This window comes from Paucibacter sp. M5-1, assembly GCF_027498415.2.
GTDB lineage: Bacteria > Pseudomonadota > Gammaproteobacteria > Burkholderiales > Burkholderiaceae_C > Roseateles_E.
The window spans coordinates 2897616-2918946 of the sequence record NZ_JAPZLM020000001.1; the positions used below are offsets into that span (position 1 = coordinate 2897616).

The 21331-nt window shown below is 69.4% G+C and carries 19 protein-coding genes; 11 read left to right on the top strand and 8 right to left on the bottom strand.

The window, feature by feature from the left end; translation table 11 throughout:
* Positions 1–10 precede the first annotated feature (10 nt).
* The 6 genes from O5M90_RS13620 to O5M90_RS13645 form a co-directional block, all read right to left on the bottom strand.
* Positions 11–784 (bottom strand): MetQ/NlpA family ABC transporter substrate-binding protein, encoded by a 774-nt coding sequence (locus O5M90_RS13620; protein ID WP_137945654.1) that lies wholly within the window; start codon positions 782–784, stop codon positions 11–13.
* A 45-nt stretch (positions 785–829) separates the two neighbouring features.
* On the bottom strand, positions 830–1495 hold the full coding sequence (locus O5M90_RS13625) for a methionine ABC transporter permease (protein ID WP_269839175.1): 666 nt from the start codon (positions 1493–1495) through the stop codon (positions 830–832).
* Positions 1495–2499, bottom strand: a complete 1005-nt coding sequence (locus O5M90_RS13630; RefSeq protein ID WP_137945656.1) for a methionine ABC transporter ATP-binding protein — start codon at positions 2497–2499, stop codon at positions 1495–1497. Before O5M90_RS13630 ends, O5M90_RS13625 begins: the two co-directional genes overlap by 1 nt.
* Positions 2500–2612: 113 nt before the next feature.
* Complete coding sequence (locus tag O5M90_RS13635; RefSeq protein ID WP_171018476.1) at positions 2613–3146, bottom strand: hypothetical protein; 534 nt, start codon at positions 3144–3146, stop codon at positions 2613–2615.
* Between the two features lie 20 nt (positions 3147–3166).
* Positions 3167–3961: a carbon-nitrogen hydrolase family protein gene (locus tag O5M90_RS13640; RefSeq protein ID WP_269840073.1), complete on the bottom strand. Its 795-nt coding sequence runs from the start codon at positions 3959–3961 to the stop codon at positions 3167–3169.
* 17 nt (positions 3962–3978) lie between these two features.
* Positions 3979–8175, bottom strand: coding sequence for a YhdP family protein (locus O5M90_RS13645; RefSeq protein WP_332909466.1), 4197 nt, complete (start codon positions 8173–8175; stop codon positions 3979–3981).
* On the opposite strand from O5M90_RS13645, the gene glnE reads away from it, so the two are divergent.
* From glnE to O5M90_RS13685, 8 genes are all read left to right on the top strand, one after another.
* The gene (gene glnE / locus O5M90_RS13650; protein WP_269839177.1) at positions 8158–10899 is read left to right on the top strand and encodes a bifunctional [glutamate--ammonia ligase]-adenylyl-L-tyrosine phosphorylase/[glutamate--ammonia-ligase] adenylyltransferase; all 2742 of its coding nucleotides are present in this window, start codon (positions 8158–8160) and stop codon (positions 10897–10899) included. The genes O5M90_RS13645 and glnE overlap by 18 nt on opposite strands.
* On the top strand, positions 10878–11483 hold the full coding sequence (gene rrtA, locus O5M90_RS13655; protein ID WP_269839178.1) for a rhombosortase: 606 nt from the start codon (positions 10878–10880) through the stop codon (positions 11481–11483). The genes glnE and rrtA overlap by 22 nt, the downstream gene beginning before the upstream one ends.
* Before the next feature lie 7 nt (positions 11484–11490).
* On the top strand, positions 11491–12390 hold the full coding sequence (locus O5M90_RS13660; RefSeq protein ID WP_269839179.1) for a DMT family transporter: 900 nt from the start codon (positions 11491–11493) through the stop codon (positions 12388–12390).
* 80 nt (positions 12391–12470) lie between these two features.
* On the top strand, positions 12471–13124 hold the full coding sequence (locus O5M90_RS13665) for a glutathione S-transferase (protein WP_269839180.1): 654 nt from the start codon (positions 12471–12473) through the stop codon (positions 13122–13124).
* 139 nt (positions 13125–13263) lie between these two features.
* Complete coding sequence (locus O5M90_RS13670; RefSeq protein WP_269839181.1) at positions 13264–14022, top strand: PEP-CTERM sorting domain-containing protein; 759 nt, start codon at positions 13264–13266, stop codon at positions 14020–14022.
* 141 nt (positions 14023–14163) lie between these two features.
* Positions 14164–14517 (top strand): GntR family transcriptional regulator, encoded by a 354-nt coding sequence (locus O5M90_RS13675; RefSeq protein WP_137945665.1) that lies wholly within the window; start codon positions 14164–14166, stop codon positions 14515–14517.
* Complete coding sequence (locus tag O5M90_RS13680) at positions 14514–15404, top strand: ABC transporter ATP-binding protein (RefSeq protein ID WP_269839182.1); 891 nt, start codon at positions 14514–14516, stop codon at positions 15402–15404. Before O5M90_RS13675 ends, O5M90_RS13680 begins: the two co-directional genes overlap by 4 nt.
* Positions 15405–15416: 12 nt before the next feature.
* Positions 15417–16304, top strand: a complete 888-nt coding sequence (locus O5M90_RS13685) for a hypothetical protein (protein WP_440402101.1) — start codon at positions 15417–15419, stop codon at positions 16302–16304.
* A 52-nt stretch (positions 16305–16356) separates the two neighbouring features.
* Here the strand turns inward: O5M90_RS13685 and O5M90_RS13690 are convergent, their stop codons facing one another.
* Positions 16357–17217 (bottom strand): acyl-ACP desaturase, encoded by an 861-nt coding sequence (locus O5M90_RS13690; RefSeq protein WP_137945668.1) that lies wholly within the window; start codon positions 17215–17217, stop codon positions 16357–16359.
* A 29-nt stretch (positions 17218–17246) separates the two neighbouring features.
* Positions 17247–18167 (bottom strand): MerR family transcriptional regulator, encoded by a 921-nt coding sequence (locus O5M90_RS13695; protein WP_269839185.1) that lies wholly within the window; start codon positions 18165–18167, stop codon positions 17247–17249.
* A gap of 114 nt (positions 18168–18281) precedes the next feature.
* Between O5M90_RS13695 and O5M90_RS13700 the strand changes: the two genes are divergently transcribed.
* From O5M90_RS13700 to O5M90_RS13710, 3 genes are all read left to right on the top strand, one after another.
* A complete protein-coding gene (locus tag O5M90_RS13700; RefSeq protein WP_262969025.1) occupies positions 18282–18839 on the top strand; it encodes a glutathione peroxidase in 558 nt (185 codons plus the stop codon).
* 415 nt (positions 18840–19254) lie between these two features.
* Positions 19255–20571 carry an NAD(P)/FAD-dependent oxidoreductase gene (locus O5M90_RS13705; protein WP_269840074.1) on the top strand — a complete coding sequence of 439 codons (1317 nt, stop codon included), beginning with the start codon at positions 19255–19257 and terminating at the stop codon, positions 20569–20571.
* Positions 20568–21329, top strand: a complete 762-nt coding sequence (locus tag O5M90_RS13710; protein WP_269839186.1) for a DUF1365 domain-containing protein — start codon at positions 20568–20570, stop codon at positions 21327–21329. The genes O5M90_RS13705 and O5M90_RS13710 overlap by 4 nt, the downstream gene beginning before the upstream one ends.
* Positions 21330–21331 lie beyond the last annotated feature (2 nt).

Here is a 21331-nt window from a genome sequence, read left to right on the forward strand (position 1 = left end):
CTGCCCGGCCTCAGAACGCCGGCACCACCGCGCCGCTGTACTTGCTGGCGATGAACTGCTTGACCTCGGCGCTGTTCAGCGCGGCGGCCAGCTTCTTCAGCGCGGCAGAGTCCTTGTTGTCGGCGCGGGCCACCAGCCAGTTGGCATAGGGCGAGCGGGCGTCCTCGATGGCCAGCGCGTTCTTGACCGGGTTCAGCTTGGCTTCGAGCGCGTAGTTGGTGTTGATCAGGGCCAGGTCGACCTGGGGCAGGATGCGCGGCAGGGTCGCGGCCTCGATCTCGCGGAACTTCAGCTGCTTGGGGTTGTCGGCGATGTCGCGCGGCGTGGCCAGGATGTTGTCGGTGCTCTTGAGCTTGATGAGGCCGGCGCGGTCCAGCAGCAGCAGCGCACGGCCGGCATTGCTGGGGTCGTTCGGGATCGCGACCGTCGCGCCGCTGGGCAGCTCCGCCAGGGCTTTGTGCTTGGCCGAGTAGGCGCCGAAGGGCTCGACATGGACGGCCACCACGGCCTGCAGGTTCGCGCCCTTGCCCTTGTTGAACTCGGAGAGATAGGGCTTGTGCTGGAAGAAATTGGCGTCCAGGCGCTTCTCGGCCACCTGCACATTGGGCTGCACATAGTCGGTGAAGACCTTGATCTCCAGTTCCACGCCCTGCTTGGCCAGGCCCGGCTTGACGAATTCCAGGATCTCCGCGTGCGGCACCGCGGTGGCGGCCACGCTGAGCTTCTCGGCGGCGGCGAAACCGCTGATGGCCAGGGCGGCCAGGGCAATTGCAATCTTCTTCATGGGTCTACTCCTCTAGGTACAACAGAAAAAATCAACGGCGGGCAATCAACGACGGGTGAAGCGATGCACCAGCCAATCGCCCAGCATCTGCAGCAGCTGCACCAGCAGCAGCAGCAACACCACCGTCACCACCATCACCTCGGTCTGGAAGCGCTGGTAGCCGAAACGGATCGCCAGATCACCCAGGCCGCCGCCGCCGATCACGCCGGACATGGCCGTGTAGCCGACCAGGGTGATCGCGGTGACGGTGGCGGCCGAGACGATGGCCGGCCGGGCCTCGGGCAAGAGGGCCTGCCAGACGATCTGCCAGGTCTTGGCCCCCATGGCCTGGCCGGCCTCGACGATGCCGCGATCGACACCGCGCAGCGCGCCCTCGACCAGGCGGGCAAAGAAGGGCACGGCCCCGACCACCAGCGGCGGGATCGCGCCGGCCACGCCAAGAGACGTGCCGGCCACCAGCAAGGTGAAGGGGATCAGCACGATCAGCAGGATCACAAAAGGCAGCGAGCGCAGCACATTGACCACCAGCGACAGCAGCGCATAGGCGCGCGGCGCGGCCAGCAGCTGGCCCCGGTCGAGCAGGAACAGCAGCACGCCCAGCGGCAGGCCCAGCAGCAAGGTGAACAGCAGCGCGCCGCCCAGCATCAAGAGGGTGTCGACCCCGGCCAGGCCGATCTCGGCCCAGTCCATCGCAACAAAGATATCCAACATCAGCGCAGCACCTCCACGGTCACGCCGCGCTCGCTCAGCAGCGCCTCGGCGGCGGCCAGATCGCCGCCCGTCACCGAGATCGTCAGCTGGCCATAGGGCACGGTCTTGATGCGGTCGATACGGCCCGACAAGATGCCGAAGTCGATGCCGGCGCGCCGCGCCACCTCGCCCAGCAGCGGCTCATAGGTGCGCTCGCCCCGGAAGGTCAGGCGCAGCAGCCGGCCCGGCACATGGGCGTAATCGTCCAGCTGCGCCTGCTCGTCGACATGCTCGGCCTCCAGCACAAAGCGCCGCGTCACCGCCTCGCGCGGATGCAGAAAGACCCGCGCCACCTCGCCCTGTTCGACGATGCGGCCCGCCTCCAGCACCGCGACCCGGTCGCAGACCCGCCGCACCACCTCCATCTCATGGGTGATCAGCACGATGGTCAGGCCCAGCTCCTGGTTGATCTCGGCCAGCAGGTCCAGCACATCGCGGGTGGTCTCGGGATCCAGCGCGCTGGTGGCCTCGTCGCACAGCAGCAGCTGCGGCTTCGTCGCCAGCGCGCGGGCGATGCCGACGCGCTGCTTCTGCCCGCCGGACAGCTGGGCCGGGTATTTGTCGGCATGGGCGCTCAGGCCGACGCGGGCCAGCAGCTCGACCACGCGCGGGCCGATCTCGGCGGCCGGCCGGCCGGCGATCAGCAGCGGCCAGGCCACGTTCTGCGCCACGGTCTTGCTGGACAGCAGATTGAAGTGCTGGAAGATCATGCCGATGCGCTGGCGCGCCGCGCGCAGCCCCGCCTCATCCAGGCCCAACAGCTCGGCACCGGCCACCCGCACGGCGCCGCTGTCGGGCCGCTCCAGCAGATTGATCACGCGCAGCAGGGTGCTCTTGCCGGCGCCCGAGGCGCCGATGATGCCGAACACCTCGCCGGGCTCGACCCGCAGGCTCAGGCCCCGCAGCGCCGGCACCTGGCGCTCGCCAAGGCGGAAGGATTTATGGATGTCGTCGAGTTCTATCACCGGGGACGGCGGGGCCTGGCCCCGTCAAATTCGCAGCCCGCGATGCTAGTGGAAAACCCTAGATTTCCAAGAACGGAATCGCAATAAGCAAATTCAGCCGCCGCGCGCGGGGCTCAAAAGCGCTGATTGGCCAGATCGCGCAGCATCAGCTGGATGGCCTGGCGGACCGCGCCCTCATTGGCCAGGCGCAGGCGTTCCGGGTGCGACAGCAGGGCCTCGCTGAACTCGGCCTTGTGGACCGTGCGCACGCTGCGCTGGTAGACCACGGCCCCGCCACTTTGCTCGACCAGGCTGAAATGCACCGCGCTCGCGACCTCGGTGTCCAGCGACACCAGCGGCTGCGACAGTGCCAGCAGTTGGGCCTTGAGCCGGTAGCGCGCCGCCGGCGGGCTCGGCGCCCACAGGCCGACGGCCCGCAGCGACTCCTCCAGCGCATGCTCCAAGGCCAGGCTGCTGACCTTGGAGCCCCACCAGCGGCCGGTCTCGGCGCCGCCGCTGACATCGGCCAGCGCCACCTGGCCGCGCAGGCCCTCGGGCATGAAGCCGCGCAGCTGCAGCGCATCGGCCGGGGCCAGCGCCATCTTGTGCGACTGCGAGGCCGTGCCGCAGGCGGCCAGCCCGGCCAGACATCCGGTCGCGATCAGCAAATTCCGCCTGCTCGTCACCATCACAAACGCCTGTGTTGCAGGGCCGGCAGCTGCTGCCGCAGCTGGGCCAGCCGTGCCGTGTCGATCTCCGCCAGCACCACGCCCTCGCCCTCGGGCAGGCATGCCAGCACCTCGCCCCAGGGGTCGACGATCATCGTGTGGCCCCAGGTCCGGCGTCCATTCTGATGCGTGCCGCCCTGGGCCGGTGCGATGAGATAAGCGAGGTTTTCGACCGCTCGCGCGCGCAGCAGCAGCTCCCAATGGGCCTGGCCGGTGGTGTGGGTGAAGGCGGCGGGCACGCTGATCAGATCCAGCGGGCCGAGACTGCGGTAGAGCTCGGGAAAGCGCAGGTCGTAGCAGACCGACAGCCCGACGCGCAGTTCCTCTACCTGGGCCGCCACCGGCGCCTCGCCGGCCTGCAGCACCCGGCCCTCGTCATAGCGCTCGCGGCCGTTGTCGTAGCAAAACAGATGCATCTTGTCGTAGCGCGCGGCCTGGCTGCCGTCGGGCGCGAAGACCAGGCAGCTGTTGCGCACCCGCGCCGGATCGGCGGTGCGCAGCGGCAGCGTGCCGCCGATGATCCACAGGCCCAGCTCGCGCGCCGCATCGGCCAGCGCCTGCTGGATGGGCCCGGCGCCCGGGGCCTCGGCAATCGCCAGCTTGTCCTCGTCCTTCAGCCCGATCAGGCAGAAGTACTCGGGCAGCGCCGCCAGCCGCGCGCCCTGCGCGGCCGCCTCGGCCAGCCAGTGGCGCGCCCGCGCCAGGTTCACGGCCACATCGGGCCCGGACACCATCTGGATCGCTGCAATCTTCATCATCGTCAAATCTCCGTTCAGGGCGCCGACGCCGCCGCCTCGGCGCCGGCCTTGCGGTCCACCTTCTCGACCTTGGGATCATCCCAGCTGCCGGTGACATGGAACTCGCGGGTGTTGGCCGCCATCATCGGCTTGCGCAGCACCAGCTGGGCCAGGAAGGTGCCCAGGCCGACGGCCGGATTGATGGCCGCATAGGCCAGCGAGGCGCCGCCGGCATTGATCTCGGGGACGACCACGACGCGCAGGTCCTGGGTCTCGCGCGCCAGGTCGGCATGGCCCTCCATCACGACCACCGCCTGCACCCCGCTCATGCGCAGGTTCTCGCTGCTGGCCACGCCGCGCTCGATCTTGATGTCGCCGCCGAAGCCGTCGAAGGCAAAGCCCTCGCTGAACACATCGCGGAAGTCCAGGGTCAGCCGGCGCGGCAGCGACTGCAGGCTCAGGATGCCCAGCAGCCGGCCCACGCCCGGCTCGGCCTGCAGGAACTGGCCGGCATCCAGCGCCACCTTCAGCTGCCCCCCCATGCTGGGATAGTCCGGGCTCAACGGCGAGCCCAGCCAGGCGAGCTGGCCGGTCAGCTCGCCCTTGCCGCCGCGCAAGACCCGGCCCTGGCCGAGGCGCTCCAGCAGATTGCCGGCGTCGGCCACATCGAGCTTCCAGTCCAGCAGCGTGCGCCGCCGCCCCGTGCCGTCGGCCAGCCAGCGTCCGCTGGCATTGAGCAGCGCGTCGGGGTGCTTGAGCTGCAGCTTGTTCAGCCGCCATTCGCGCTGCGCCCCGTGCAGCGAGGCCTCGACCTCGACCCGGCCCAGGCGCTTGCCACGCAGCTCGAAGTCCTCGATCACGATGTCCAGGGTCGGCACGCTGTCGCTGGGTTTTTCCAGCAGGGTGCTGACCTCGTCGGCCTCACTCTTGGGCAGCGACAACCGCGCCAGCCGCGCGTAGACGCGACCGGGCTGCTTGTCGTGGGCGCTGCGCAGCTCCAGATAGCCGTTGAGCTGCTCGGCGTCCAGATTGATGCGCCAGCTGTGCTGCTCGGGCGCGTGGGTGATGCCGGCCACCAGCCGGCTCAGCGTGCGCCCGCCCAGCTGCAGCTCGCGGGCGCGCAGCGCGATCTGGGTCGGCACATAGCCGCCCATTTCTGCAGTCCCGCCCAGGGCGGACGACGCGGCGGCCGTGCCGCCCAGCAGGCTTTGCGCGCGCGCCTGCCAGGCGTCGAGATCGACCCGGTCCAGCGTCGCCTGCAGGCTCACGCCCTGAGCCGGCAGCGCCGGCAGCTTGTCCTGCAGCGCCAGCGCGCCGGCCAGCACCCGGGGCGGATCGACGCTGATGTCGCGCTGGTACTGGGCCAGCACCAGGCTGCCCAGCTCCAGCCGCAGCTCGTCGCGCTTGCCGGCCAGCAGCGTGCTCTGCAGGCGCAGCGGCAGCGCCGCGTCCGCCTCCTTGCGCAGCGGCGCCGGCAGGTCCAGCGACAGGCCTTGCAGGCTGCTCGTCAGCGTGAACTCGGTCTGGCCCTCCTTGATGCCCAGCTGCAGGCGGTAGGCGGTCTGCCCGCCCATCTGCTGGGCGAGCCGCGCCGCCAGGCCCAGCTCGCCAGCGCGCCGCAAGCCCTCGGCCGTGACCAGACCCTGGCCGGCAAAGCGCAGGCTGCCGTCGCGCTGGCTGCCGCCCTCGAAAGTGGCGTCGCCGCCCAGCACCCGGGCCGCGCCGCCCTGCACCGTGACGCTGCGGCGGTCAAACTCGATGCGCGCCCGGGCCCCGGCCAGCAATGGCAGCTGCGGCCCCAGCCGCACATCGTTGCCGCCCAGTGTCACGCTGCCCTTGACCGTGCTGCGCTCGACATCGTCGAGCGGGATCTGCAGCGCCAGCTTCAGCGTGGCGGCACCACTGGCCGTGGCGTCCTGCAGGCCCTTGCCTATCCACTCGCCCACCGGCGAAAGCTTGATGAAGCGCAGCAGCTCGGCCATGGGCCCGCGCCCGCTGCCCTCCAGCGCCAGCACCGGGTGCTGCACCAGGTCCTTGATGCCGCCGTTGACCGCGCTGAGCTCATAGCCCAGCACCTTGGCGCGGGCATTGCGGATGCGCATGCTGCCGCGCTCGAACACCAGCTCGCCGTTGACCTGCTCCATCGCCGGCCAGCTGGAATCGGGCACATAGGCCAGATCGACATCATGGGCCTGGACCGCGATGCGGAACTGGCCGGCCGGGCTGCTGTCGAAAGGGAAGTCCCACAGATCGCCGCGCACCCGGAACTGCACCTGGCGGCCTTCGCCGCCGCGCACCGCGCGCCGCACATAGTCGCGCGCCTGGGCGCCGACGCCCAGCGGCAGGTAGCGTGCCACCCGCGCCGCCTTGGCCTGGTCGAGCCGGCCGTTGAGTTCCAGCTGGCCGGGGAAGCGGCCGCCGCGACCGTTGACCGACTGCCCCGCCGGGCCGCCCTCGCCGGTGCGCCACAGCAGCTCCAGCTCGCCGCGCAGATCGTCATTGGCCAGCTTGGCCTCGCTGAGCCGCAGTTCCAGCGCCGGCGGCTTGCCGGCACGGGGCTGGATGCGCCAGTTCAGCATCGCGTTGAAGCGCTGCAGCGGCAGCAGCGGCTCCTCGAACACGCCGGGCAGGTCCAGCAGCCCGTCCTGCAGGCTCAGCCGGGCCTGGCCGCCGCCCTCATGGGCTTCGAGCTGCAGGCTGGCGCCGGCCACGCCCGGCCGGCCCACGCCCTGCTCGGCCGACTGGGCCGCCAGTTGCAGGCCATCGACCTTGGCCTGGATGCGGTAGCTCTTGGGCGCATCCAGCGGTCCGTCCCAGCGCGCCGTCAGCGCGCTGATCACGCCCTGCGGCGCCAGTTCGTCCAGCCAGTCGCGCTGGGCCTGGCCCAGCGGCAGACGGGTCGCGATCTGGCTCATCAGGGCCAGATCCAGGCGCTGGGCCTGCAGCTCGCCGCCGCTGATCGGCGGCAGCGGCTGGCCGGGCTTGGCGGCGGCCCGCTTGAGCGAGAGCGACCAGTCCGAGCGCGGCCAGGCCAGGCCGTCTGCGCCCTCGAAACCCAGCTGGGTGGCGCTCAGCGAATAGCCGTCGGCGCGCCGCTGCACCGCGAGCCGGCCCTGGATGCGGGTCAGGTCCAGCGGCTCCATCTCGGCACCCAGGCGCAGGCGCACGGCGCGCAAGCCCACATCGGCACTGACGCTGTTCGGCTGGCCGTCCTTGAACTCGGCCCAGGCGCGCAGCGCGCCGTCGCCCTCCTCCAGCTCGAAAGGCAGGTCCAGATGGCGCTTGAGCTGGCGCAGATCGGCATGCGGCAGGTCGGCATAGAGCTGGCCGCTCCAGTGCTGCAGCTCGGCGGGCCGCTTCAGCAGCGACTGGGTGAAACGCCCGCGCAGGCTGAAGCGCTGGCCCCAGGCCGCCGGCGGTGTGGCATCCAGGCGCAGATCGTGGCGGCGCAGGCCGTTGCGCAGCACCAGGTCGACCGCGCTGAGCTCCAGCGGCGGCGCGGCGCGGCCCTCGTCGACCCAGCGCAGCCGGCCCTGGCGGATCACGAACTCGGGCTGGGAGAAGAACCAGTCGGCCATGTCGTCGCCGGTGCCGGCCGCCGTGGCGCCCTCGTCCAGGCTCAGGCCGGCCACGAACAGCCGGCCCCGGGCATCGCGGCGCACCTCCAGCTCGGGGCCGTCGATCAGCAGTTGCGAAAAGCGCAGTTCCAAGGCCAGCAGCGAGCGCGCCGACAGGGCCGCCGAGACCCTGGGCAGGCGCAGCGCCTCGCGGCCGGCCGGGTCCAGCAAACGCACATCGCGCAGCTCCAGCGCCGGGATCCAGCCGCCCGAGCGCACCTCGATCTGGCCGATGCGCAGCGTCAGCCCCAGGCTTTGCGAGGCCATGCGCTCCAGGTCGGGGCGCCAATCATTGATGTGGGGCAGAATTGCCCAGTGCAAGACCAGCCAGGCCGACAGGAGCAAGCCCCAGGCGAGCAAGACCAGACCGAGAGCCCAGCGGGTCCCCCGCAGCAGCCAGCGGGTGGGTCGCTGTGCAACACGTCTTGCGGCGGCTGAAAAGCTTGCGATGAACGACATGTACGAGGGAGAAGCTCGCGATGGAGCAGAAAACAATATGACCGTGCTTGCATCTCCTTGGGTGCTGCATGCCCATGTCAGCGACGCAGCCCGGCGCTCCCAGGTTGGCGCCGAATCTAGCACAGCGAGCCAACTGCCATGACGACGGCCGGGCATTCTTTGCAGTCTGAAACAGTCAGCGCCACGCACAGCCGCTTTGTGCAGCGCATCCGGCGCCGCTATCAGGCCGAGCTGGCGCTGCTGCCGCCGGGCCTGCCGGACCGCGCGGTGATCGAGGCCCTGGTGGCCACCTTGCAGGCCGGCGGCCGGGCGCTGCCCAGCGCCTTGCGGGTGGCCCGCCATCTGGTGCTGGAGCGCCTGGCGGTGCTGGACATCGAGACCGGCGCGGCGATGGAGGACATCACGCTGGCGATGACACTGCTGGCCGAGACCACGCTGGACCTGGCGCTGGCCGAGGCGCGCAGCGCCCAGGACGCGATCCACGGCGCGCCGCGTAATGCCGAGGGCCAGGTGATCGAGTTCTGGGTCATCGGCATGGGCAAGCTGGGCGCGCGCGAGCTCAATGTCTCGTCCGATATCGACCTGATCTATGTCTACGAGGACGAGGGCGCCACCGACGGCGCCCTGTCCATCAGCGCCCATGAGTACTTCAGCCTGGTCGCCAAGCGCCTGTACACGCTGATCGGCGAGGTCGGCGACGACGGCCAGGTCTTTCGTGTCGACCTGGCGCTGCGGCCCAATGGCAACTCGGGCCCGCCGGTGGTCAGCCTGGCGATGCTGGAGGAGTATTTCCTGGTGCAGGGCCGCGAATGGGAGCGCTTTGCCTGGCTGAAGAGCCGGGTGGTCGCGCCGCTGGCCAGCCGCAGCAATGGCCGGGCGCTGGCGCTGCGCGCGCTGGTGACACCTTTTGTCTACCGCCGCTATCTGGACTACGGCGTGTTCGAGGGCCTGCGCACCCTGCACCGCAAGATCCGCGACGAGGCGCAAAAGCGTGCGGCCGGCCGGCCCGAGCGGGCCAATGATGTGAAGCTGTCGCGCGGCGGCATCCGGGAGATCGAGTTCATCGTGCAGCTGCTGCAGGTGGTGCGCGGCGGCCAGTTTCCCGAGATCCGCACCCGCTCCACGGTCAAGGCGCTGTCGCGAGTGGCGGCGCGCGGGCTGATGAAGCCGGCCACCGCCGACAAGCTGATCGAGGCCTATGTCTTTCTGCGCCGGGTCGAGCACCGCATCCAGTTCCTCGACGATCAGCAGACCCACTGCCTGCCCGGTGCTGACGAAGACCTGGGCTGGATCGCCCGCAGCCTCGGCCTGATCTGCCGCAGCGACACCTGCGAGCTGTTCGACAAGCTCTGCGAGGTGCGCGAGCTGGTGGCCACCGAGTTCGATGCGCTCTTGCACGACGGCCAGGCGCCCAAGCCCGGCGGCTGCAAGAGCGGCGGCTGCGGCGGGCCGGCGCTGCCGGTCGATGCCGAGGAGTTTCTGGACAAGCTGCCGCCCGCGCTGGCCAGCTCGGTGCGTCGCTGGGCCCAGCAGCCGCGGGTGCAGGCGCTGCGCGAGGAGTCGCGGCTGCGCCTGGCCAAGCTGGTGGGCCGGGCGGCGCTGGGCGTGCGCGACGGCGAATGCAGCCTCGACGCGGCGCTGCGCTTTGTCGACTGGATCGAGCCGCTGCTGCGGCGCGAGAGCTATCTGGCCCTGCTGGTGGAGCGGCCCTCGGTGCAGACCCGGCTGCTTCGCTTGCTGGGCCTGGCGCGCTGGCCGATGCGCTATCTGATGCTGCATCCGGGCGTGATCGATGAGCTGGCCGACAACCGCCTGCTGGGCGAACGCTTCAGCGGCAGCGAGTTCATCGGCGATCTGCAGGACCGCCATGCCGCCTGGGCCCGCTCCGGCGAGGCCGACGAGGAGGCGCTGCTGGACACCTTGCGGCGCGCCCACCATGCCGAGGTGTTCCGCACCCTGGTGCGCGATGTCGAGGCCAAGATCACGGTGGAGCAGGTGGCCGACGAGCTCTCGGCGCTGGCCGATGCCACCTTGCAATGCGTGATCGAATGGGCCTGGGCGCGGCTCAAGCAGGCGCATCGCGCGGCGCCGGGCTTCGCGGTGATCGCCTACGGCAAGCTCGGTGGCAAGGAGCTGGGCTACGGCGGCGATCTTGACGTGGTCTTCCTGTTCGACGACGCAGACGAGAATGCCGGAGAGATCTACGGCGCCTTCGTGCGCAAGCTGATCACCTGGCTGACCCTGCGCACCGCCGCCGGCGAGCTGTTCGATATCGACACCGCGCTGCGCCCGAACGGCAACTCGGGCCTGCTGGTGACCAGCATCCAGTCCTTCGAGAACTACCAGACCGGCCGCGGCAGCAACACCGCCTGGACCTGGGAGCACCAGGCCATCACGCGGGCGCGCTTCTGCGCCGGGGACGCGGCGCTGGGCCAGCGCTTCGAGGGCGTGCGCCGCGCGGTGCTGACCGCGCCGCGCGACCCCGCCGCGCTGCGCCAGGAGGTGCTGGCCATGCGCGAGAAGGTGCGCCAGGCCAAGCCGGTGCGGGCCGGGCAGTTCGATGTCAAGCACAGCCCCGGCGGCATGATGGACGCCGAGTTCGCGCTGCAGTACCTGGTGCTGATGTTCTCCGGCCAGCACCCGACGCTGCTGGACAACGCCGGCACCATCGCGCTGCTGCAGCGCGCCGAGGGCGTGGGCCTGCTGCCGCCGGGCATCGGCCAGGCGGCCGGTGATGCCTACCGCGAGCTGCGCCGCATCCAGCACCGGGCCCGGCTCGACGAGCAGCCCACCGCCGTCGACGCCACCAGCCTGGCCGAGCTGGGCCTGGACAAGCAGCGCGACGCCGTGCTGGCCCTGTGGCAAGCGGTGTTCGGCTGAGCCCCTGGGCGGCGCTGGCCGCCCTGCTCGCGCTCGGGGCCCTGCTGGCCCAAAGCTTCCCGACGGCCGGGCTCGACTGGCAGCCGACGCTGGCCTGGGCCGAGCCCTGGCGCTTCTGGAGCGCCGCCTTTGTGCACTGGAGCGCTCAGCATCTGCTGGCCAATCTGGCCGGCTGCGCGGTGCTGGCCCTGCTGGGCTGGGCGGCGCGGCTGCCGGCGCAGGCCGCGCTGGCCTGGGCCCTGGCCTGGCCGCTGACCCAGGCCGGCCTGCTGCTGCGGCCCGATCTGCTGCACTACGGCGGCCTGTCGGGCGTGCTGCATGCCGGCGTCGCGGTCGCGGTGCTGGAGTTGCTGCGCCGGCCCGGGCGCGAGCGCCTGATCGCGCTGGCCATCGCGCTGGGCCTGATCGTCAAGCTGAGCCTGGAGCAGCCGCTCGGGCCGGCACTGCGCGCGCTGCCCGGCTGGGACATCCTGATCGCGCCGGTCGCGCATCTGAGCGGGGCGGTCAGTGGTGCCGTCATTGGCGCCGTCAGCAGTGCGATCAGCGCGCTTGCGTCGCCGCGCCGCGCCCGGCCGGCGGCATGATGAAGGCATGAACCCCACACAGCGCAAAACCCATCTCGACACCCTGGCCGTGAGCAGCCTGCTGGTCTGCTGCCTGCTGTGGGGGCTGAACCAGGTGGCGGTGAAGGCGGCGCTGAGCGAGATCTCGCCGCTGTGGCAGGCGGGGCTGCGCTCGCTGGGCGCGGCCCTGCTGGTGTGGGCCTGGGCGACAACGCGCGGCATCAAGCTGTTCGAGCGCGACGGCACCTTGGCCGGCGGCCTGCTGGCCGGCGGGCTGTTCGGCCTGGAGTTCGCCTGCATCTTCGCCGGCCTGCAGTACACCAGCGCCTCGCGCATGGTGGTCTTCATCTATCTGAGCCCCTTTGTCGTCGCGCTGGGCATGCCCTTCATCGCCAAGTCGGAGCGGCTGAGCCTGCGCCAGAGCGCCGGCCTGCTCTTGGCCTTCGCGGCGGTGGCCTGGGCTTTTGCGGAAGGCTTCGGCCAGACCAGCGACTCCGGCCGCCAATGGCTGGGTGATGCGCTGGGCCTGCTGGCCGCGCTGCTCTGGGGCGGCACGACCCTGGCGATACGGGCGACCAAGCTCTCGGCGGCCAGCGCCGAGAAGACCTTGTTCTACCAGTTGGGCGTCTCGGGCCTGGGCCTGGTCGCGGCGGCGGCATTGATCGGCGAGACGCTGGCGCTGCAATGGTCGATGCGGCTCTCGGGCCTGATGCTGTTCCAGACCGTGGTCGTCAGCTTTGCCAGCTATCTGATGTGGTTCTGGCTGGTGCGCCACTATCCGGCCACCCGGCTGGCCAGCTTCACGCTGTCGACGCCGCTGTTCGGTCTGCTGGCCGGCGCGCTCTTGCTGGGCGAGAGCATCAGCCTGCGCCTGGGCGTGGCCTTGGTGGCGCTGACGGCCGGCGTGGCCCTGGTCAACAGGAAATAGTCGCCTGTCTCCAGCGCGGCAGTCGCTGCCCGGCGGCCCGCTTAGACTGCCGCCACCCCCAGACCTGCCGGAGACAAACCATGACGATCACGCTGTGCGGCTTCTCGCTGTCCAACTACTACAACAAGGTCAAGCTGGCCCTGCTGGAGAAGGGCATCCCCTTCGAGGAAGAGCTGGTGATGACCAAATCGGCCGATGAGGCGGTGCTGAGCTGCACGCCGCTGGGCAAGGTGCCCTTCATCCGCACGCCGCAGGGCCCGCTGTGCGAGAGCCAGGTCATCATGGATTATCTGGAGACCCTCCAGCCGACGCCGGCCCTGCTGCCGGCCGACCCCTTCGAGGCGGCCAAGGTGCGCGAGCTGGTGACCTTTGTCGAGCTGCACCTGGAACTGGTGGCGCGCGAGCTCTATCCGCAGGCCTTTTTCGGCGGCACGGTCAGCGAGGGCACGCAGGCCCGCGCCCGCAAGCTGCTGGAAAAGAACATCGCCGGCTTCAAGCGCCTGGCGAAGTTCTCGCCCTATCTCGCCGGCAACAGCTTCACCCAGGCCGACTGCGCCGCCTGGGTCAGCCTGCCCCTGGTCGCGATGGCCTCCAAGGCGGTGCTGAGCGAGGACCTGCTGGCGGCCGGCGGTATCGACTGGAAGCCTTATGTCAAGCTGATCGGCGAGCGACCCAGCGCGCAGAAGGTGGCGGCCGACCGCAAGGCCGACCAGGATCGCTTCGCCAAGGCCTGAAACCTGCCCTCCCCCTGCAATCGCGGGGGAGTCCGTTCGGCCATGCCCCGGTGACACGCAGGATTCACGGTCTTGCTGAAGGATGGCGCCATGCTGCCAGACAGCATCCATCAGCCCATCCAATCCGGGAGAACCCACAGTGTCCAAACAATTCCTCGCCATCGTCGCCCTGGGCGCCGCCAGCCTGTCCGCCAACGCAGCCATCGAGCTGGGCGAAGGCGCTCTGAGCTATCAGCAGAACTTCGACAGCCTGGCCAGCAGCGGCAGCACCGGCACCGCACTGCCGGCAGGCTGGGCCTTTACCGAGACCCTTGCCAACGCCAATGCCAGCTACGGCGTCGGTGATGGCGGCAGCAATGCCGGCAACACCTACAGCTTCGGCAGCGCCGGCAGCAGCGACCGCGCGCTGGGCAGCCTGCAATCCGGCAATCTGCTGACGGTGTTCGGCGCCTCCTTCACCAACCAGGCCAGCCGCGCGATTGACAGCCTGGCGATCAGCTACACCGGCGAGCAATGGCGCCTGGGCGCTGCCAACCGCGCCGACCGCCTGCAGTTCCAGTACAGCACCGACGCCAGCTCGCTGAACACCGGCAGCTGGACCAGCGTCAGCGCGCTGGACTTCGGCTCCATCGTCACCACCGGCAGCGCCCGTGCACTGAACGGCAACAGCAACAGCGCCGCCGTCTCCGGCAGCCTGAGTGGCCTGAGCCTGGCCCAGGGCGCCACCGTGTGGCTGCGCTGGACCGACTTCAACGCCAGCGGCGCCGACGACGGCCTGGCCGTCGACAACTTCAGCCTGAACGCCACCCTGGCCCCGGTGCCCGAGCCGAGCAGCTACGCGCTGCTGCTGGCCGGCCTGGGCGCGATCGGCTTCGTCACACGCCGCCGTCGCGGCTGACACGGCTGAAGGGCCTGGCACCGGGAGGTCGCCAGGCCCTGCAGTTCATCCCGCCGCTGCTGCAGTCTGTCGGCCCGCGCTAGGGCGACAGCGGGGCTCTTGTTATGGTGTGCTACATCAGCAACACACAAGGCCCACGCCATGCAGCGCTGGAACGATTCAAGCCCGATTTACCAACAGCTCGCCGACCGCCTGGCGGTGCAGCTGCTGGACGGCAGCCCGCCCGAGGGTGAGGCCCTGCCCTCGGTGAGGGTGCTGGCCAGCCAGTACCTGATCAATCCGCTGACCGTCAGCCGGGCCTTGCAGGCCCTGGTGGACAACGGCCTGGTCGAGCCGCGCCGCGGCCTGGGCATGTATGTGCAGCCCGGGGCCCGCTCACGCCTGCTGAAAAGCGAGCGCGAGCAGTTTCTGCAGCAGGAGTGGCCGGCTCTGCGTGCCAAACTGCGCCGCCTGGGCCTGAGCGCCAAGGATCTGAACTGGGAAGAACAGCAATGAGCGATCACAACAACACCCTCGTCGAGGCGCGCGGACTCAGCCTGCGCTATGGCAGCAAGACCGCCGTCGACGACATCAGCTTCACGATCCCCAAGGGGCGCGTCGTCGGCCTGCTGGGCCATAACGGCGCCGGCAAGACCTCGCTGATGAAGGCCCTGGTGGGCCTGCTGCCGGCGCAAGGTGAGCTGACGGTGCTGGGCCTGAACCCGGGCCGGCAGCGCGAGACCCTGCTGCAGAACATGAGCTACATCCCCGATGTGGCCGTGCTGCCGCGCTGGGCCAAGGTGTCCGAGCTGATCACCCTGATGAGCGGGCTGCAGCCGCGCTTCTCGGCCGAGCGCGCCCGCGCCCTGCTCAAGCGCACCAGCGTGGGCCTGAACGACAAGGTCAAGAGCCTGTCCAAGGGCATGGTGACCCAGGCCCATCTGGCGCTGATCGCGGCGATAGACACCAAGCTGATGATCCTCGACGAGCCGACGCTGGGCCTGGACGTGATGTCGCGCAAGAGCTTTTACGAGATGCTGATCGACGAGTGGTGCGACGGCGGGCGCAGCGTGCTGATCTCGACCCACCAGGTCGAGGAGATCGAGACCCTGCTGAGCGACGTGATGATGCTGGACATGGGCCGGCTGGTGCTGAACATCAGCCTGGAGGAGATGGACTCGCGCTTTGTCGCACTGAGCCATGACCCGGCCGCCGCCGACGCGGTGGCCGCCGCCCATCCGCTGCTGCGCTACCGCCAGCAGGGCCGGCCGGCGGCGCTGTTCGACGGCGCACCGCCCCCTCAGCTCGAAGCGATGGGCCAGCGCTTTCGGCCCAGCCTGGTCGACCTGTTCATGGCGCTGACGCGCAAGCCCGAAATGCAGTCATCCAGCAGCCAAGCCTGAGGAGCCAGAATCATGTGGACACGCTTTCAAACCCTAATGCTGCGCGAGTGGATGCAGCACCACAAGGGCTGGCTGCTGGTGATGCTGCTGCCGCCGGCGATCTTTCTGGCCCTGCTGCCCTTCGGCCAGGTCGAGCTCGAGATAGCCGAGCTCTCACCGCTGGCCCTGGCCGCCGTGGCCACCGCCCTGTGCGCCGTGGCCGTCACCGGCCTCAGCTGGGGCGCGGTCATGCTGCAGCTGCCCGGCCTGGCGCGGCGCGACAGGCAGGACCGCTCGATCGAGTTCTGGCTCTCGCTGCCGGCCGGCCATGGCGAGAGCATAGGCGCGACCCTGGTGATGCATGTGCTGCTGCTGCCGCTGCTGGCCCTGCTGGTGGGCAGCGTGCTGGGCCTGGTGATTGCGGCCGGCGTCGTCGTCAAGCTGGGCGGCCTTGCTGCGCTGACCGAGGTGTCCTGGACGGCCCTGCTGGCGGCCGGCCTGGCCGGCCTGGCGCGTCTGGCCCTGGGCCTGGTGCTGATGAGCTTGTGGCTGGCGCCGCTGTTCATGATCTTGATGGCGGCCTCGGCCTGGCTCAAGCGCTGGGGGGTGCCGGCGGTGATCGCCACGGTCGTGATCGGCGGCAATGTGCTGGACAAGGTCTACGCCAACCCCATCGTCTGGAAACTGCTGAACGCCCAGCTCCATGGTGCGGGAACGGCCTTCACCAACCACGAGGGCGAGCTCGATGCGCTGCGCCACTCGAGCGGCGGCGTCGCCGAGTTCGGTGGCGGCGTGGCCCGCTGGGCGCTGCAGGACTCGCTGGCGGCGCTGCAGAACCTGGCCTCGCCCCATCTGCTGGGCGGCCTGCTGGTGGCGGCGGCCTGCTTCGGGCTGCTGGTGCTGCGCCGCAGCCGCCCCTGATCAAGAACGGCTCGCGAAAAAAACAAAGCCCGCTGCTGCGGGCTTTTTGAGTTCAGGCCGTCTGCGGCCCGGCCGCTGCGGCGGCCACCTTGGCCGCCATCTCCTTGCGGAAGCGGTTGAGCTCCTGCACGCTGGCGAAGCTGCGCTCCATCAGCAGGCTCATATTGTGGAGGATGCGCTCCACCACCTTGTTCTCCCAGACCGCGTCGAACTGGATCTGCTTGTCCAGCCAGTGCTCCAGCCACTCGGGGTCGGGCACGCGGCTCTGCACGGTGTCGCGCGGGAACAGCGCGGCGTTGACATGCAGATTGGTGGGGTGCAGGGCCTGGGCCGTGCGGCGCGCGCTGGCCATCAACACCCCCACCTTGGCAAAAGCGGCCCGGGCCTCGTCGCCGAACTTGCTCATCGCCCGCTTCATATAGCGCAGATAGGCGCCGCCATGGCGGGCCTCGTCACGCGCCAGGGTTTCATAGATCGCCTTGATGACCGGCTCGGTATGCCACTCGGCCGCGCGCCGGTACCAGTGGTTCAGCCGGATCTCGCCGCAGAAATGCAGCATCAGCGTCTCCAGCGCCGGCGCCGGGTCGAAGTCGAAGCGCACCTCGTGCAGCTCGTCCTCGGTGGGCACCATATCGGGACGGAAGCGCCGCAGATACTCCATCAGCACCAGCGAGTGCTTCTGCTCCTCGAAGAACCAGACGCTCATGAAGGCCGAGAAGTCGCTGTCATCGCGGTTGTCGCGCAGAAACATCTCGGTGGCCGGCAGCGCCGCCCACTCGGTGATCGCGTTCATCTTGATGGTGCGCGCCTGATCGTCGCTGAGTCGCTCGGTGTCGAACTTGTCCCAGGGGATGTCCGTGTCCATATTCCAGCGCACCGCTTCCAACTGCTTGAAAAGTTCGGGATAAAGCATGATCCGTCCTCGGTTGGTCGGGGCCGATTTTATGCCCGGCCCGCCCGCCAGCGCTGCAACTGCGGCCCGATGGCCGCGAGATCGGCGATATGCAGCAGCCCAGTATGGGGGCTGCGCTTTTGCAGCGCGGCGCTATTGCCGCCGGCCCAGAGCTCGAGCGCGGCCGGCAGGCGCCCGCGCAGCTCGGCCAGCGCCTCGGCCACCGGGCCGGCCGCCAGATAGCCACTGAAGCTCAGGGCCACGATATCGGAGCGGTGGGCGGCCGCCGCCAGCACGATGTCGCCCAGCGGCGTCTGCACGCCCAGCGACAGGCATTGGCAGCCCTCCAGCGCCAGCAGGGCCTCGGCCATCAACAGGCCCAGGCCGTGCTGCTCGCCCGGCAAGGTGGTCAAGAGCACCCGTGGCCGCTCGGCCCGCGCCAGTTGCGGCACCGCCTGGATGGCCTGGCGCAGCACCAGCTGCACCGACTCGCTGTAGATGTGTTCCTCGAACACCTGCAGCTCGCCACGCATCCAAAGCTCGCCCACCTGCGTAGTCAAGGGGGCGATGAGTGACACCACCCCCTCCCCCAGCCCCGAGCGCAGCAGCGCCTGCGCCAGCATGCGGCGCAGGCCGTCGACATCATGAACACGCAGTGCATCGACAAAGGGCTGCAGCTCGGCCGCCGCCGGGCCGGCCAGCCGGGCCTGCTGCTGCGCCTGGTCGAGCAGCGACTGCAGGCTGCCGACATCGGCCGGCACCAGGCGCCCGGCGCGGTGGCCCAGATCCAGCAAGCGCTTGATCAGGCGCAGCTTCGCCACCTGCTCGGGCGGGTAGGCGCGCTCGCCCAGCGCATCGCGCAGCGGCTGCGGGAACTGGTAGCGACGCTCCCAGATGCGCAGGCTGTCCTTGCTGATGCCGGTATCCCGCTCGACGGCGGTGATGCCCAGCAAGACCGGCGACTCAGCCATGCGTGATCCCGTGGATTGGCTTTCGATTGACTAATTTGTCTTGGACAAACATGAGACAAAACCAAAATATTGGCTTAGTATGGACGTAACAAGTCGATTTGACTAGGACAAACAATGAACAGACGACTCGCATTGTCCATCGCCACCGGCCTGCTGCTGGGCCTGGGCAGCGCCTGGGGCCAGAGCTGCCCGGCCCTGCTGCAGCGCGAGATGCCGCGCCTGCAGGACGAAAAGCCGCAGCCGCTGTGCCAGTACGCCGGCAAGGTGCTGCTGGTGGTCAACACCGCCAGCTTCTGCGGCTTCACCGGCCAGTACAAGGCGCTGGAGACCTTGTCGCAGCGCTATGGCCCGCGCGGCCTGGTGGTGCTGGGCTTTCCGTCCAATGATTTCAATCAGGAGGCTGGCAGCAACAAGGAGATCGCCGAGTTCTGCGAGAACACCTTCAACGTCAAGTTCCCGATGTTCAGCAAGACCAGCCTGAGCGCCGGCAAGCCTGACAGCAACGGACTGATCCTCGACCTCGCCAAACGCAGCGGCCAGGCGCCGAAGTGGAATTTCCACAAATACCTGGTGGGCCGCGATGGCGCGGAGGTGCTGAGCTATGCCTCGGCCACCGATCCGCTGAGCCGGCCCTTCACGCTCGAACTCGAACGCCTGCTCGCCAAGCCTTGAAATGGCCGGAACCCGCCCCATGTCCATGACTGTTGTATCGCCCGCAGCGTTTGTACCCACTACCGGGGACAGTGCGGTGGAACTCGCCGCCAAGCCCTCGTTCAGCGGTTACAAAAGCTTGGCGAAACCGTTGTGGCCGCAGGTCTTGGAGGAGTCTGCAAAACAACTGTTCTCAGCCGCGCGTCAAAGCGCTAAAGTCAAACCAGAATTTAGGTCGCAAGATCGCCTCTGCGAAGAGGTCGAAATCCCGGAGCCCTTCTCCTCCTCCTCCCTCCCTCCCTCGTTGGCTTCGGGGCGTCTTGCAACCTCTTTTATGTCCGGGGCTTCCGTCGCAGGCGGAAGCCCTCTTCATTTGCGGCGCCAGCCGCTGGGCGCGGCCGCCCACGCCGAGACACTGGCCCCCTTTCTCGCCGGCCTGAGCCAGCCCGGCGCCGCGCCGGCCGGCCCGCAGCGGCGCATCGCGGTGGTCGGCTCGGGCATCAGCGGACTGTCGGCCGCCTGGGCGCTGAGCAGCCAGGCCCAGGTGAGCCTGTTCGAGGCCGGCGACTACTTCGGCGGCCACACCCATAGCGTCGACGTTCAGCTGCAGGGGCAGCACTGCGCGGTCGACACCGGCTTTCTGGTCTTCAACGAGCGCACCTATCCGCTGCTGATCCAGCTGTTCGCGCAGTTGGGTGTGCAGACGGCGGCCAGCGAAATGTCTTTCTCGGTGCAGTTGCCGAAGCAGGATCTCGAGTGGAGCGGCAGCAATCTGAACACCGTGTTCGCGCAGCGCCGCAATCTGGCGCGGCCGGGCTTCTGGTTCATGCTCAAGGACTTGCTGCGCTTCAACCAGCTGACGACAGCGCTCGCCGAGCAAGGCAGCGAGGCCGCGCTGGCCCAGCCGATCGCCGCCTTTCTCGACGAGCAGCGTTTCGGCCCCGAGTTCCGCGACTGGTATCTGCTGCCCATGGTCGCCTGCATCTGGTCCTGCCCGACCGCGCAGATGCTGAGCTTCCCGATCAGCACGCTGATACGCTTTTGCCACAACCACGGCCTGCTGCAGGTGACGAACCGGCCGCAATGGTTCACGGTGCGCGGCGGCGCCCGCCACTATGTGGACCGGCTGCTGCCGCGCATCGCCGACCGCCGCCTCAACACGCCCGTCACCGCAGTGCGCCGCCTGCCCGACGGCGGTGTGCAGCTGGCCACCGCGCATGGCAGCGAGCGCTTCGACGCGGTAGTGCTGGCCACGCACAGCGATCAGTCGCTGCGTCTGCTGAGCGAGGCCGCGCCGGCCGAGCGCCAGATCCTCGGCGCCATCGGCTATCACCGCAACCGCGCCGTGCTGCATACCGACACCGCGCTGCTGCCCCGCCGCCGCCGCGCCTGGGCGGCCTGGAACTACGAACACGGCGGCGGTCGGCAAGAGCAGCAGGCCGTCTGCCTGCACTATCTGCTCAACCGATTGCAGCCCCTGCCCTGGCAGCAGCCGGTGATCGTCTCGCTGAATCCGGTGCGCGAGCCGCAGGCCGCGCAGGTACTGGGCGAGTACGACTATGCGCATCCGGTCTTCGACCATGCCGCCACCCGGGCCCAGCAACGCCTGGGCGAGATCCAGGGCCAGGGCGGACTGTGGTTCTGCGGCGCCTGGACACGTTACGGTTTCCATGAGGACGGCCTGCTCTCGGGCCTGACGGTGGCGCAGCGCCTGATGGCCAGCTGGGCCGCCACCACCAGGGCAGGCGCATGAAAACCTGGCCGACCCAGGCCCTGATAGCACACGGCCCGGTGCACCACGGCCGGCTGCGCCCGCGGCCGCACCGCTTCAGCTATGCCAGCTACTTCCTGATGTTGCCGATGCGCGCGCTGCGCGCGCAGGCCTGTGCGGCGCTGAACCGCAACAGCTGGGGCTGGCTGAGCTTTCACGATGCCGACCATGGCGACGGTGGCCCCGACGCGCTGGCCTGGCTTGATGGGCTGCTGGCCAGCGAGGGCATCACGGATGCCGATGGCGAGGTCTGGCTGCATTGCTTCCCGCGCGTGCTGGGCTATGCCTTCAAGCCGGTCAGCTTCTGGTACTGCCACCGTGCGGACGAGAGCCTGGCCGCCATCGTCGTCGAGGTCAACAACACCTTTGGCGAGCGCCACTGCTATCTGCTGGCCGGGCCTGAGCTGGCCTATGGCCGCGAGCTGAGCGCCGCCAAGGTCTTCCATGTCTCGCCCTTTTGCCGGGTCGCGGGCCGCTACCGCTTCCGCTTCCTGCACACCGGCATGCGCACGGTCGCACGCATCGCGCATGAGGACGAGCAGGGGCCGCTGCTGACGACCAGCATTTCCGGCCAGCTGCAGCCGCTGACCCGCTGCAGCGCGCGCGTGGCCTTCTTCGCCCACCCGGCCTTCAGCCTGATGCTGATGGCCCGCATCCACTGGCAGGCCTTGCGCCTGTGGCTCAAGCGCACGCCCTTCTTCGGCAAACCCGCCGCACCGACCCGGTTTCTGACCCGCTAAGC